General features: G+C 59.8%; 16 protein-coding genes. 8 read left to right on the top strand and 8 right to left on the bottom strand.

The genetic code is table 11. The features are described 5' to 3' along the window. Nucleotides 1–65: 65 nt before the first annotated feature. Nucleotides 66–629 carry a TetR/AcrR family transcriptional regulator gene (locus AC13RC_RS29005; protein ID WP_488559332.1) on the bottom strand — a complete coding sequence of 188 codons (564 nt, stop codon included), beginning with the start codon at nt 627–629 and terminating at the stop codon, nt 66–68. A gap of 81 nt (nt 630–710) precedes the next feature. Between AC13RC_RS29005 and AC13RC_RS29000 the strand changes: the two genes are divergently transcribed. Next, a complete protein-coding gene (locus tag AC13RC_RS29000; protein ID WP_488559331.1) occupies nt 711–1,760 on the top strand; it encodes an aldo/keto reductase in 1,050 nt (349 codons plus the stop codon). A 201-nt stretch (nt 1,761–1,961) separates the two neighbouring features. On the opposite strand, the gene AC13RC_RS28995 is transcribed toward AC13RC_RS29000, so the two are convergent. Beyond that, complete coding sequence (locus tag AC13RC_RS28995; RefSeq protein ID WP_488559330.1) at nt 1,962–2,885, bottom strand: AraC family transcriptional regulator; 924 nt, start codon at nt 2,883–2,885, stop codon at nt 1,962–1,964. A gap of 130 nt (nt 2,886–3,015) precedes the next feature. Here AC13RC_RS28995 and AC13RC_RS28990 point away from each other — a divergent pair, with 130 nt between their 5' ends. Then, nucleotides 3,016–3,738: an SDR family oxidoreductase gene (locus AC13RC_RS28990; RefSeq protein ID WP_145633648.1), complete on the top strand. Its 723-nt coding sequence runs from the start codon at nt 3,016–3,018 to the stop codon at nt 3,736–3,738. A 287-nt stretch (nt 3,739–4,025) separates the two neighbouring features. Here the strand turns inward: AC13RC_RS28990 and AC13RC_RS28985 are convergent, their stop codons facing one another. Then, complete coding sequence (locus tag AC13RC_RS28985) at nt 4,026–4,466, bottom strand: lipid-binding SYLF domain-containing protein (RefSeq protein WP_069611058.1); 441 nt, start codon at nt 4,464–4,466, stop codon at nt 4,026–4,028. Between the two features lie 293 nt (nt 4,467–4,759). Further along, complete coding sequence (locus tag AC13RC_RS28980; RefSeq protein ID WP_488559329.1) at nt 4,760–5,731, bottom strand: LysR family transcriptional regulator; 972 nt, start codon at nt 5,729–5,731, stop codon at nt 4,760–4,762. Nucleotides 5,732–5,884: 153 nt separating this feature from the next. Here AC13RC_RS28980 and AC13RC_RS28975 point away from each other — a divergent pair, with 153 nt between their 5' ends. The 4 genes from AC13RC_RS28975 (at nt 5,885) to AC13RC_RS28960 (ending at nt 7,914) form a co-directional block, all read left to right on the top strand. Continuing rightward, nucleotides 5,885–6,229: a hypothetical protein gene (locus tag AC13RC_RS28975; RefSeq protein WP_233788606.1), complete on the top strand. Its 345-nt coding sequence runs from the start codon at nt 5,885–5,887 to the stop codon at nt 6,227–6,229. A gap of 76 nt (nt 6,230–6,305) precedes the next feature. Next, entirely contained in the window at nt 6,306–6,809 is a 504-nt protein-coding gene (locus AC13RC_RS28970) for a hypothetical protein (RefSeq protein ID WP_145322119.1), read from the top strand. Nucleotides 6,810–6,973: 164 nt separating this feature from the next. Further along, nucleotides 6,974–7,348, top strand: a complete 375-nt coding sequence (locus tag AC13RC_RS28965) for a DUF4180 domain-containing protein (protein ID WP_488559328.1) — start codon at nt 6,974–6,976, stop codon at nt 7,346–7,348. 17 nt (nt 7,349–7,365) lie between these two features. Continuing rightward, nucleotides 7,366–7,914, top strand: coding sequence for a GNAT family N-acetyltransferase (locus AC13RC_RS28960; protein ID WP_145323463.1), 549 nt, complete (start codon nt 7,366–7,368; stop codon nt 7,912–7,914). Nucleotides 7,915–7,953: 39 nt separating this feature from the next. On the opposite strand, the gene AC13RC_RS28955 is transcribed toward AC13RC_RS28960, so the two are convergent. Together AC13RC_RS28955 and AC13RC_RS28950 are read right to left on the bottom strand one after the other, a co-directional pair. Beyond that, nucleotides 7,954–8,517, bottom strand: a complete 564-nt coding sequence (locus AC13RC_RS28955) for a methylated-DNA--[protein]-cysteine S-methyltransferase (RefSeq protein ID WP_488559327.1) — start codon at nt 8,515–8,517, stop codon at nt 7,954–7,956. Nucleotides 8,518–8,655: 138 nt separating this feature from the next. Beyond that, complete coding sequence (locus AC13RC_RS28950) at nt 8,656–8,793, bottom strand: hypothetical protein (protein WP_488559326.1); 138 nt, start codon at nt 8,791–8,793, stop codon at nt 8,656–8,658. Nucleotides 8,794–9,018: 225 nt separating this feature from the next. Here AC13RC_RS28950 and AC13RC_RS28945 point away from each other — a divergent pair, with 225 nt between their 5' ends. Further along, nucleotides 9,019–9,630 (top strand): 2'-5' RNA ligase family protein, encoded by a 612-nt coding sequence (locus tag AC13RC_RS28945; protein ID WP_145323461.1) that lies wholly within the window; start codon nt 9,019–9,021, stop codon nt 9,628–9,630. 9 nt (nt 9,631–9,639) lie between these two features. Here AC13RC_RS28945 and AC13RC_RS28940 read toward each other — a convergent pair whose 3' ends face one another. Beyond that, nucleotides 9,640–11,283: a SulP family inorganic anion transporter gene (locus AC13RC_RS28940; RefSeq protein WP_488559325.1), complete on the bottom strand. Its 1,644-nt coding sequence runs from the start codon at nt 11,281–11,283 to the stop codon at nt 9,640–9,642. A gap of 90 nt (nt 11,284–11,373) precedes the next feature. Next, nucleotides 11,374–12,255 (bottom strand): LysR family transcriptional regulator, encoded by an 882-nt coding sequence (locus tag AC13RC_RS28935; RefSeq protein ID WP_488559324.1) that lies wholly within the window; start codon nt 12,253–12,255, stop codon nt 11,374–11,376. Between the two features lie 91 nt (nt 12,256–12,346). Here AC13RC_RS28935 and AC13RC_RS28930 point away from each other — a divergent pair, with 91 nt between their 5' ends. After that, nucleotides 12,347–13,321 (top strand): quinone oxidoreductase family protein, encoded by a 975-nt coding sequence (locus AC13RC_RS28930; protein ID WP_145633659.1) that lies wholly within the window; start codon nt 12,347–12,349, stop codon nt 13,319–13,321. Nucleotide 13,322 lies beyond the last annotated feature (1 nt).

The following is a 13,322-nucleotide window of genomic DNA, read 5'->3' as shown; positions in this document are numbered from 1 at the left end:
GAGGTCAATCGGCTTCTGGCTGTGAGCGACGAGTAAGCTGCCAATCGTCCGAGTTACCGGCAGCCTCAGTGATCCTCACTTCGCACCAGCCCGTGGAAGGCTAGCTTTAGCAGGCGCTCGCTGCGTGCTGTGCCTTCTGCTGTAGGCGGTAGTTGGGTGAGCAAGGCGAGCAACTGCAGAAAGTCCTCGGGGTCGACCGGCTTCGAAACTTCGCCCGCATCGACGCAAGCGTCCATCAGAAGCCTGACGGCGTCGACCATGGGCCAATAGGTTTCCCGGAAGTCCTGGTCGGTCATGGCAGCCCGCAGCATATCCGCGACACCGTGCTTCTTGCGGCCGTAATCGACGAACCGCTCCGCCCATCTTCGGAAGGCTTCGAGTGGCTTGAACGCCTCGAGGAGCGATGGTGCGAGGCTCACCAGCTCGTCGATACTATCGCGATAGATGCCGAGGACGAGCGATTCCCGGGTCGGGAAGTGGCGGTACAGCGTGCCCTGCCCCACGCCCGCGGCCTTGGCGATGGAATGCAGCGAGGCCGCTGGATCGATTGCAAGAGCATCTCGTGCGACAGCCAGGATGCGGTCGCGATTGGTGCGGGCGTCGGCGCGACGCTTATGGGTTTCGGTCATGAGCCTTGACTAAACGGACAATTGTCCATATCTATATCGAGAAATCGGACATATGTCCGTTTCTATACGGTGGAGGCGTTTATGCAATATGTAAAGCTCGGCAATTCGGGACTCGACGTGTCGCCCGTCTGCATCGGTTGCATGGGGTTCGGCGATCCGGCCAAGGGCCATCCGGCCTGGTCAGTGGAAGAAAGCTCGAGCCGGGAGTTGATCCATCACGCCCTCAGGACCGGGATCAACTTCTTCGACACAGCCAACATGTACTCTACCGGCACAAGCGAGGAATTCCTCGGGCGCGCGATCAAGGATTTCGGGAACCGGGATGCCGTCGTCATCGCCACCAAGGTTGCGGGCGCGACACGCAACGGCCCCAATGCGATCGGGCTATCGCGCAAGGCCATCATGGCTGAACTTGATCACAGCCTGCGGCGGCTCGGCACGGACTATATCGATCTCTACCAGATACACCGCCGCGACCAGCTGACCCCGTGGGAGGAAACGCTCGAAGCGCTTCACGACGCCGTGAAAGCGGGCAAGGTACGCTATCTCGGTGCCTCGTCGATGAAGGCGTGGGAGTTTGCCAAAGCGTTGCACATCCAGAAGTCCAACGGCTGGATGCGCTTCATCTCTATGCAGCACAATTACAATCTGGTCGCGCGCGAAGAAGAACGCGAGATGATCCCGCTCTGTGCCGATGAGGGTGTGTCGACCCTGATCTACAGTCCGCTCGCGCGCGGGAAATTGGCCCGCCCATGGGGGATGACGACGACGCGAACGGAGACCGAACCGTCCGGCGCCCAGCAAAACCCGGATACGGCGGCCAGCGATCGGGCAATCGTCGAGGCGGTAAACGCCATCGCCGCGGAACGTGATGTGGGCGCCGCCGAGATTTCCCTGGCGTGGTTACGTCGAAATCGCGTGGTCGCCGCGCCGATCGTGGGCGCACTGAAGACCAAGCACATCGACGATGCCGTGGCTTCGCTGTCGGTCGTGTTGAGCGACGAGGAGGCGGAGCGACTCGAGAAGGCTTACACGCCCCGCCTGGATCAACAGGGAGTATCTATCCCGGCTTTGTTGCATCGCTCCATCGAAGCATCGACTGGCTTCAAAAGGGATGCTCCTCTCGTTTAGGTCTGTCCGCTCCCGGTCCCCTGTATTAGGGCGCGATGCCGAAAAGTATGAGGGGATTTCGAACGACATCACGCTCTACTTCTTTGGTTCCGGAACGGATTTCAGATTTTAGGTCGGCTCGACCTAAAATCATCCGGCTCTAGGCGCGCGTGCGCCTGGAACGGTGGCTGGCTCGGGACAATTGCTATTGAGGGCACATGTTCACGACGGGGCTTGGTGCTCCCGCGCGGCGAACGTCTTGGGCGAGACGCCGACAAATCGGGTGAAGGCGGTGCTAAAGGCGCTTGGTGACAGGAAGCCTATGGCGAGCCCGATCTCGCCAATAGTTTTGTCACCGCGACGCAACGCATCCTTCGCAACGGCCATGCGCCAGTGCTGAAGATAGCCGATCGGCGCCATGCCGACCACGCTGCGGAACCGGCTCGAAAGGCTGGATCGGGAAACACCGCAGAGCCGCGCCAAGTCTGCCAGCGTCCAGTCTTTCGCGGCGTCTTCGTGCAGTGCCGTCAGCGCCCGGGCTGTCACGGGATCATTCAATCCGGCGAGCAAGCCCCTGTGCTCCCGGGTTGCGTCAGGGACGGCGCCGCGAAGAATCTCGACAAATGTCAATTCCATCAAGCGCGTAATGACGAAGTCGCTACCGGCTCTCGGTTGCGATGACTCCGACAGGTTCAAACTCAGCAAACTGCGAACACGCCAAGAGGAGACGTCATCACGCATGACATGGACAAAGGATGGCATTAGCCAGGTGAGGAGGCCCTCGTTCGCGGTGTCGAAGACGAACCGCCCGCCACGTAATACCACAGGCGCTTCCGAGCCTGCACCCATCCTCAGAAGCGTTTTACCTGTGGTTGCGACCATCGCCTCGCTGTCCCGAGCAACAGCTTGCGCGTCCGAGGCAAGGACAAAGCTCTTGTCGGTTCTGATAAGGACGAAGTCGCCTTCCTGCAGCAGGAGCGGTTCCTTGTCAGCTCGGATCAACTGGCAGGCGCCGCGCTCCAGCCAGCAGAACAGCAGGTCGTCCCGTTTGCGGAACGACACGGCCCATCGGCCATAGCCCTCGATCCCGCCCCAGAGCGTGGCGCGTGGGCGAAGCAGGTGGATGAGGTCGAGAAAAGGATCCAAATTTCGGCCGATTGATAAATTAATATGGTAGATACATTATCGCTCGAATGATTAGATCGAAGTAGTCTTTCCTTCAAGAGGCGGGCCGCACTCAACGGATAACCCATCCGCATCTGCGAAAGGAAAAGTCATGTTGCATAACAAGCGGGTCGCGATCCTTGGCGGATCTCGTGGTATCGGCTTTGCGGTGGCTCAAGGAGCCGTCCATGAAGGGGCTCATGTTATCATCGCTTCCAGCCAACAAGAGAATGTCGCGGGCGCCATCACGCGTTTACCGGAAGGAACCGCCACAGGTGCGGTCGTCGATGTAAGGTCGATGGAGTCCCTCTCGGCATTCTTCACGACGCTCGGCGCGTTCGATCACCTGGTCTTCACTGCCGGCGAGCCTTTGCCGTTCGGCAAGCCCGTCGCCGAAATCGATCTGGCGACCGCACGCAGCTTTTTTGAATTGCGCTATTGGGGTGCGGTCGCTGCCGTGAAGGCGGCACAGCCACACATGCGCGATGGCGGGTCCATCGTGTTGACGAGCGGAACCTCGGCCCGGCGGCCGCCGGCAGGTTTTGCCTTCGCGGCAAGCATTTGCGGCGCAATCGAATCCCTGACCCGCGCGCTTGCCCTCGATCTCGCGCCTCTGCGCGTCAATGTTGTGACGCCCGGGATGGTTGCCACCGATCTGTGGTCCGGTATCCCATCCGAGGCACGGGACCAGATCTTCCGCTCGGTGGGCGGGAAGCTGCCCGTGGGACGTGTCGGCGAGCCGTCGGATATCGCTGAAGCGTACCTGTCGTTCATGCGCAATGCCTATGTCACCGGCCAATCCGTAATCGTGGATGGCGGTGCCGTGCTCGTCTAGAGCCTTTTGTTTTTAGCAATACCGGGAGCAGCAATCGTTCTCCCCGTGCCAGCACGACAACGTCATCGAGGCCCTTTCCAATGACCAGCGCAATACTGGTGCCAGCGGGCTGGCTTGATACTTCGTCAAGGATGGCGGCTATACGACATCTCGCGCCGACGGAGAAGCTGTTCATCGCGCGCTTCAAGGGCATGGAAAGAAGGAGGAAACCATACCTTCTCCTGAAAAGCCCGAACGCTAATTCCGCCGATCGGGCTCTTCTGCACCATGGGCTTGGACTGGTGACCTTACTTCACGGTGATGCTCAGGCCACTGAGATCGGCGTTGACCTGCAGGCCGACCTGCCTGCCTGTCAGTTCGAGCTGGGCGCCCTTGTCATTGGTCATGACGATCATCTGAGCACCCTTGCCGATCGCGCCGCCGCCGCCGGCGGCACCGTAGACACCGCCTACATCGCGGGCGCGGCGAATATTGCGCACTGTGCCCTGGAAATAGGTCTTGGAGGCACCAAAGGCGAGGCCGCCCGAGATGCCGCCGATCGAGATGGGATATTTGCGGCCATGGAAGGTCAGTGTGCCCTCGCCTCCGGAGCCGCCGACGAAGAAAGCCGCCTTATAGACAGAAAAGCGGATCGTGCCGCTATCGGCATGCGCGACGCCGGCAAAGCCGATCCCCGCAGCAGCAATAGCGGCAACCGCAACCGAACGAAATCCAGATGAAATCCTCATATTAAGACACTCCTCAAAAGCGCCGCTTACCCAGCCGGCCGGTCACGACGTCAGCGCCGTGTCAAAGTCAGAGATAAACGGTCTCGCACGACCTTTAGTTCCAAAACACATTAAAACAAAGCGTTAGAATACATCCAGACAACCGAATGGAAATGAGGAGATGGTAGCGCCGAATGAAACAGATCAGCGCGGCGTATCAGATGCAATGGCGCCCTTGCAACCGCAGTCGAGACCTCGCATCCTGGCCCGCAGCACCTGGTAACTTCAATACAATCCGGTCAACGCCTCCGACATCAGCGCTTTTTCGGCTCGCGTGGTCGTTTGTCATCGATGCGTCTTTGTGTTTTGCTGATAGCGCCCGAATGGCTTTTTACGTGATCAATAAAAGCACGCAGCTTCGGCATCATTTGATGGCGGTTGGGATAGTATAGAAACACTCCCGGCGCCAACGGCGCGAATGACTCCAGAACCTGCACGAGCTTGCCTGCTTTCATCAGGCTGAGGGCAATCGGCTCAGGCACTTGTGCAAGTCCCATATCCTCCCCGGCCGCACCAAGAATGGTGGGAAAATCACGAGCGATCAGCGGGCCTGAGACGATTGCCTCGATCGGCCTGTTGCCATCGACAAAGGACCATGGTGCGATTGACGCGTCCGAGCGGCGCATGCGCAAACAGGCGTGCTGGCGCAGATCATCGATACGTTCGGGCCTTCCCCGCCGGCGAAGATACTCGGGGGTACCAACGACCACCAGCGGAAAGGGCGGGGTAAGCCGAACCGCAACCATGTCAGCGGCAATGAACTGCCCCAGCCGGATGCCGGCGTCAAATCCCTCGGCAGCGATATCGACCAGATCTGCGCTTGCGGCGATCTCCACCTCGACCTGAGGATAAGCTTGGCAGAAGGATGCGATCAGCGGCTCCAGCAGGATTGGCATCACTGCCCGCGGTACGGTGAGGCGCAGCAGTCCCGCAGGCCGCTGCCCAAGGTCACGCGCGACCTCGCTTGCCGCGACAAGCTCCTCGAAAGCAGGCTTTGCGCGCAAGTGAAATCGTTCGCCGGCTTCGCTCAGGCTGACACTGCGCGTCGTGCGAATAAAAAGTGCGGCGCCGACGCGCGCCTCAAGTGAGCGTACCGCCTGGCTGATTGCCGATGGCGTTACCCCAAGTTCGGCCGCTGCTTTGCGAAAACTGCAATGCTGGGCGACGCTCAGAAAGGCCTCCACGCCATCGAGTGCACCCTGTCTGACTGTGAAGTTCTGCTTCATAACTCGTCGACATTATCGAGAATAGTCGCTCATGGAAAGTGGCCTTATACGTGAGTTGCAAATCGGGAGCATCGCAAACGCCAAGCCCGAACGTTTGTGACGTCCCGGCTCTGCAACCTCTTCCTGGTCTTTACTCTCACAGGAGCTACTTCCATGAACGATCACGCAACCCCTGCTCAAGCGCAAGCCGTCTCACCCGTAGTCACCGGAGTGATGGTCATCCTCACCGTGAAGGCGGGCGTCACACGCGAGCGGGTGATGGCTATCATGCCAGATGAAATCCGGCGGACCGCGCAGCTCTATCTCGATGGAAAAATACGCGAATGGTATTCACGAGGCGATGGCCGGGGAGCCGTGTTCCTGCTGGATTCGAGAGATGTCGCCGACGCTCACGCAATCATGGAAGGCTTGCCGTTGGCCAAGCAAAATCTCATGGATCACGAATATATCGCGATCGGTCCGCTTTTGCCGCTCCGCCTGCTCTTGGCCAATGCCTAAACGCCCGAAGGCAGCGAAATACACTTATTGATTTCGATGCCGTCAGACCAGAAAGATAAACACGAAGGAAACCGAGATGCCACCGGAACTCAATCTCCCATTCGTTCTAAGTGTCGCCGGCGCCTTCCTGACAAGTTCGGTGATAGCCTATGTCTATGTCTGGCCAGCGCTTCGCACAATGCGGCGTTATGAGGCTCTAAGACTTCTTGCTGCTTTCCATGCGTTCCGGTTCTTGGGGATGAATTTTCTGGTATCCGGATTCGTATCTCCGCAGTTGAGCTCGGATTTTGCCAACAAGGTCGGATGGGGCGATCTCATCTCGGCCATACTCGCGCTCGCTTCCATGGCCGCCCTTTCCTGGCGGTCGCCGATCGCCATTCCGGTTGTCTGGATATTCAACATCTGGGGAACTCTGGATCTTCTGAATGCCTATTACATGGGCGTAACGAAAATCGGAAATCCCGGTCTCTTCGGCGCAGGCATTTATATACCGACGCTTTACGTGCCGCTGCTCCTTGTGAGTCACGTTCTCGCCTTCATCGTCCTATTGCGGACGAGATCATCAGATCAAGTGATATGACGCAGCGGCGATAACGCCTTAGGCTAGGCTTTGGCTCCGATCTCCGAAAAAGAATTGCGGATATCAATGAAGCATAAGGATGGTGACTGACGCCTTGAAACCACTATCAACTTAGAGCAACAACAAACAACCTTTCCCTCGATGGAATGCAAAGTCGAACCAGCATGTACATAGTCAAAGAATTCTCCGGCCGAAGAGTCGTTATCGGCGATAACAACGGTCCGCTCCTCGCCAGCGAAAGGGACGTGAATGACTGGATCAGCGCTGCATGGGACGCTGAAGCCCGGCTGGTGGTCGTTCCGACATCACGGCTGAGCCAGGAGTTTTTCCGGCTCTCAACCCGCATTGCCGGCGCAATCATCCAGAAATTCGTCAACTATCGTTCGCAGCTCGTCATTCTCGGCGACGTCTCCGGATGGATCGCGGACAGTAATGCCCTGCGCGATTTCGTCTATGAATCCAATAGGGGTCGCGAGGTCTGGTTTCTGCCCGATCTGGATGCGCTTGCGGAGCGCCTGCAGCAGAATGCCCAAAGCTAAATCAAAGGTCTGCCTTTATGGAAGTAACGCTTTCTCCGCCGCGACTGGAAACCGAACGGCTTATCCTGACGGGACATACGCTCGATGATTTCGAGCCGCTTGCGGGCATGTGGAGCGATCCTCTGGTCGTGAGGCATATTTTCGGCAATGTGGTCTCCACTTCCAGGGAGTCATGGATGCGGATGCTGTCCTATCATGGTCTGTGGCCGCTGCTCGGGCATGGCTATTGGGCAATCCGCGAAAAATCCTCCGGCCGCTATGTCGGCGATCTCGGCTTTGCCGACTTTCACAGGGTGATGGAACCGCCAATCAGGGGTATTCCGGAGGCCGGCTGGGCACTGGCCGCGTGGGCGCATGGCAAAGGCTTTGCGACGGAAGCCCTGGCAGCCGCCGTCGCCTGGCTCGACCAACAGCCGCGATTTGATCGCAGCGTCTGCCTGATCTCGCCCGACAATGCGGCCTCGATCCGTGTTGCCGAAAAAGCCGGCTATGGCGATCCGAAGCCAATGCGCCTCAATGACAAGCAGACACTGTTGTTCTCCCGCGCCCGTCAGCCGAAGGAATAGGGGGCGGGCAGCTTTAGCCGCACACCCGGATCGACTGGCTCAAAACGCCAGCGACTGCTGCACCGGCTTCGGCGACGCCAGCTGAACGCCTTCCAGCTCCAGCATGCGAGCCTTGGAGTTGGAGCCGCCCGGCGCGGAAAAGCCGCCGATCTTGCCGCCTGCGGCTAGAACGCGGTGGCAAGGAATGATCAGCGCCACCGGATTCTTCGCCATGGCCTGCCCGACATCGCGCGCGGCTTCCGGCCCTGCGCCAAGCTGCTTGGCCAATGTGCCGTAGGTCGTCGTATGGCCCCAAGCGACCTGTCGCGCGGCATCGTAGATCTGCCTGAAGAAGGCGTCCTGCTCGCCGAGATCGAGCGTGACGTCGGAAAAGTCGATCTCCTCACCGGCAAAATAGCGTTTCACCTTGGCGACCACTCCCGCAATCTCCGTGCTCGGCGCGCCGGGCTGCGCGTTCGGCAAACGCCGCAGAAGCAGGCGTTCGGTCGCGCCCGCATCCTTGGTCGGCAATTGAAAGCGCAGCACGCCGACCTCGTTCCAGGCGATGCCGCAAAAGCCGCCAGCGGTTTCGAAGATCAGGTAATTCTGCCTTGTCTCGTTCATGACGAAAGCTCCCGTGTTTCCACTTGTCATGAAAATCGTCCTCGGGAGCCTCGAATTCAACCCGATTCTTGCAAGGAGCGAGAATTGCCACCGTTTTGACGGCCGCCGAACGGATTCAGGGCGATTGACAGAACGGGATCAATATCCGCCGCCAGTCGGAGGCGCGTTCAGCGTCATGCCGCCGCCGGAATTGTGATCTCCCGACGTAGAGCAAGCGGAAGTGCCGAGCCCGATGAGGACGAGAAATACGGCTGAAAAGATGGCCCTGGTAAACATGGACGGTCATTCCTTGTTGGAGAGAATAGAGAGCAAGCCTCGCTTGGAATGAACAGATCAGACGGGCCTTTTATTCGATCGCATTTTTGAAACGAGGATGTCGGTATTCTGATTTATGAATCTGCCATTTGTTCTCGTTTTGTTCTTGAAATCCTTGTCGTTGAGTCATATGCTTTAGAGATCAGGGAAAAAGGAGGCAAAGCCAAGCCGGTTTTGAATGAAGCCATGCAACACATCGATCAATTATCATTTGATCTCGGCAAACCGCCAATTAATCGCAAGGGCAAAAGCCCGCCAAAACGTCGGCAAGCTCTCTACTTTGCGGCGTTGCCGGACCCGGAAATCGCTAAATTGGCTGCAGAAATGACCGTCGACCAAAGTCGGCGAAATGGATTGATGCGCACAGCCAGAAAGCATGATCTCTACCATGCCACCATCTATCCCATCGACATTGTCTCTCGCTCCCAGGAGGAAGCCACCTTCGCTGCGTTAGAGGCCGGGTCAACCATCTGCTTAAAATCGTTTCCCCTGACATTCGATCGGGCAGGCACATTCGGCAACGGCAACAACCGTCAATATGTACTCTGGTGTAGGGAGGGAAACGAGGGGCTAACGACACTCCGTCGGGAATTGGATACTGCAATGCAAAGTATGGGCTTTGAAAGCGGCATATCCACTTCGTTCCAACCCCACATGACGCTGTTTTATTGCAACCACATTCTTCCCGAAGTGATTTTGGAAGAGCCGATTGCTTGGACAGTCAAAACGTTCACGCTGGTCAACAGCTTTCAGGGCGACGGCGAGCATGGCCATGTCTGGCACTGGCCATTGCTCTGAATCTGGCGCTTACGGTTTCGGAACAGGTTCAACTGCCGCCATCACCGCGGCCACGGCATCATCGACGCTGAAGCTGCAGCGCTTGTCGACGTCGACCATGCCCGCGACCGTCATGAGATCGCGAACGCGGTCATGTACGCGGGCGAACTGGACGCGGAGGCCAGCTCGCTGCATCGCGCTGTCGAACTCCATCAAGGCGTCCATCGCCGTACTGTCGATATCGGAGCTTTCTTCCAGGCTGAGAATAGCTGCCTGCAACCCGGCTTCGTTGCGACTGCCGGACAATATCTCGCCGAAGATCGTATCGGCATTGCCGAAAAACAGGGTTTCGCCGGGGCGCCAGATGGCAATGCCCGGTATCTCGGACGCATCGTCATGCCTGCTGACATCGACGAAGTCATGGCTGTTGTTGAGCCGTCCCAATCGGGCGATATACGGGGATGCCAGGCGATGCATCATGGCGGCAAGCGAGAGCGCGATCGCCAGCAGCATGCCATTGAGAACGCCGAAGGCGAGCACGCCGACAGCGGCACCCACTGCCACGTAGAAATCGCGATGCAGACGGCGCAGGCGCAGAATGGGGCTGGGATCGAGCGCATGGGTCAGAGCCGCGATCACGACGGCGGCGAGCACCGGTTCCGGCAGAAGCGCCACCAGCTGTCCCGCACAGGCAATCAAGATCGCCAGGCCGATTGCAGCGAAAACGGTCGTCGCCCGCGTCTTCGCGCCAGCCGCCTCACTGGCGAAGCCTGCGGAAAAACCGGCGCCGACTGGCATGCCCTGAACGACGGCGCTGGCGATATTGGCAGCACCCAACGCTCCAAGCTCGCGATTGACCTCCAGCGTCTCGCCATAACGCAGGGCGAGTGCTCGCATGGTTCCCCAGGACTCAGCAAAGAGGATGAGGACCAGAGGCACGGTGAACTGTACCAGCCGCGAATAGGCGGTCCAGTTAGCGTCCGGCAGCGACGGCCATTGCGGCAGGATCTCGATGGGGCCGACCAGCTTGACGCCATGGCCTTCCAAGCCGAACAGATAGGAGGTGAAGATGCCGGCGACGAGCACGAGGAAAGCGCCGGGAATGCCCGGCAATCGCTTCAAGAGCAGCAATGCCGCCAACGCGACGATGCCGACTATGACGCTGATCGGATTCCACTGCAGAATAGCGCCGAAGAGTGCCGCCGCGTAGCTCAGGATATTCGAGCCCTGCACGGGCACGCCCACCAGAATCGGCAGCTGATGCAGGATGATGGTGATCGCCAGCCCGAGCGCGAAGCCCCGCAGGACCGGCCGCGAGATGAAACCGGTGATGCCGCCCAGGCGCAAGGCACCGGCGATGACGAAGAGAATGCCGGCGAGCGCGACGGCGACCGTGGCAAGCCCCGCCTTGATCGTGGCATCGCCCGGCACCACCGCCAAGGTGGCTGCGAGAATGGCTGCGGACGAGGATGTGGGAGAGACGATGGCAAAGCGGCTGCGGCCGAATATGGCATAGACGAGACATCCGGCGATGCCGGCGAGGATTGCACGATGCGGCGGCAGGCCGGCAATGCCTGCGTAAGCGACCGCTTCCGGCAGCATCAGTCCGGCAACCGATATGCCCGCGACCAGATCCGCCCTGTCCACCACGAACCAGCTGCTCAGCTTCGTCATCAATCACCGACCATAGGGATGGCGCATCCGTTTATGGATAGAGATTCGCGTCTGGTCTGCAACAGGAAAATGATAAGCAAAACCAGTGTGTCACGCTGCGGCGTCGCTGCCGTTACGCAACGGACAGCTTCGCTCGATGGTATCGGCGACGAAATCCATGACGGCGCGGATCGCCGGAGAGCGGCGCAGATCCGGATATGTCACGAGCCAGAGGTCGCGCGCAGGCGACGGCACCGCCACCGGCAGGCGTACCAATGCCGGCTCGCCATCGCCCAGAAAGGCGGGAAGCGCCACGACGCCGAGGCCGGTTCGGGCAGCCTCCAGCTGGCCGAAGACATCGGTGGCGCGGAACACGATCGGGCGGCCTTCCAATAGGCTGCGCAGCCAGGTCTGCTGCGTCAGATGCTCCATCGCCGCATCGTAACCGATGAACACCCAATCCTTCTCCGGCACCTGCGCCACGCTCGGAATGGCGTAGAGGCCGAAGCGCATGACGCCGATGCGGCGCACCAGGAGGTCACTTTCCTCCGGCCTGGTCATGCGAACGGCGATATCTGCCTCGCCGTAATTGAGCGCGGCGCGACGGGTGACACCGGCAATGGTCAGCGTGATATCCGGGTGCTCTTCACGAAAAAGCGTCGCCTTCGGAGCGAGAAGGTGGGCAGCGATCGATGGCGGCGCACTGACCTTGACCGCGGCGGAAAGGCCGGCGACGGCGCTCTTCGAATAGCGCCTGATGGCCTCGACATTTTCCTCCATCCCCGCCGCCAGTTCCGCGATGGCACGGCCGTCGGCGGTCAATGGCGAGGTGCGCGGCCGACGGTCGATGAGGCGCAGATCGAGCGACCTTTCCAGGGCCGCAATGCGCCTTCCGACGGTTGCGTGATCGACGCCCAGCTCCCGCGCGGCAGCCGAAAGCGAGCCGGTTCTCGCCAGAGCGGCGAAGTGAAGAAGATCCTGCCAATCAATCATCGGTGCATTATTGCACAGATATTGTGAGTTCATACCGAATTTATTCAGGTCGACGCTTATGGTCAAAGATCTCCCGAAAGGAGACTTGCCTATGCCCCTAGCGATTGCCATTACCGGTCCCGGCGGACCCGAAGCCATGAAAGCCGTCGATCTACCAGTCACTGAACCCGGCCCCGGCCAGGCGCGGATCCGCCAGAGCATTTCCGGCGTCAATTTCGTCGACATCTATGTCCGTTCCGGGCTTTATCCGCTCCCACCCGGCCAGAGCGTGCTCGGCTTCGAAGGCGCCGGCATCATCGAGGCGATCGGTCCGGAAGTCGAAGGGCTCAAGGTCGGCGACCGCGTCGCCTATATCGGCCATCCCCTCGGCAGCTATGCCGAGGTGCGCACTCTTTCCGCCGCTCGGCTGGTGAAATTGCCAGACGGCGTCAGCGAGCGGGCTGCCGGCAGCACGATGCTGCGCGGGCTGACGGCGCAAATGGTGCTGCAGAAGGTCTATCCCGTGAAAGCAGGCGAATGGGTGCTGGTGCATGCCGGCGCCGGCGGCCTCGGCCAGCTCCTCATCCGCCTTGCCAAGCGGATCGGAGCAAACGTCATCGCCACGGTCGGTTCCGAAGCCAAGACCGGCTTTGCCCATGAGGCCGGAGCCGACGTGGTTCTCCTCCATACATCTGAGGATTGGGGGCAGGAAACACGCCGCATAGCCGATCGCCGCGGCGTACATCTTGCCGTCGACGGGATCGGCGGCACCATGCTCTCGCAAACGCTTGCGGTCGTCCGCCCCTTCGGCATGGTCGCAAGCCTCGGCCAGCCGGCCGGCCCTATTCCCCCGATCCAGATAGAGGAGCTGACCGCGCCTCGCGCCATCGGCCTGTCGCGCCCGAGCGTATTGACCTATGCCAGCGATCCGGATCTCTACCGCCAGGGCACAACGGCGCTGATGGCGGCGCTGCAGGACGGGCTCGTCAACCCGATTGGCGCCGAATACAAGCTGAAGGATGCCGCCCAAGCTCATGCCGACCTCGAAGCGGGCCGAACGACGGCCAGCGTCGTCCTGACGATGTGAC

It is taken from the genome of Martinezella sp. CNPSo 3890 (assembly GCF_057784455.1).
Note: the sequence above shows the minus strand (reverse complement) of the source record. Positions and strands in the feature narration are given on the sequence as shown.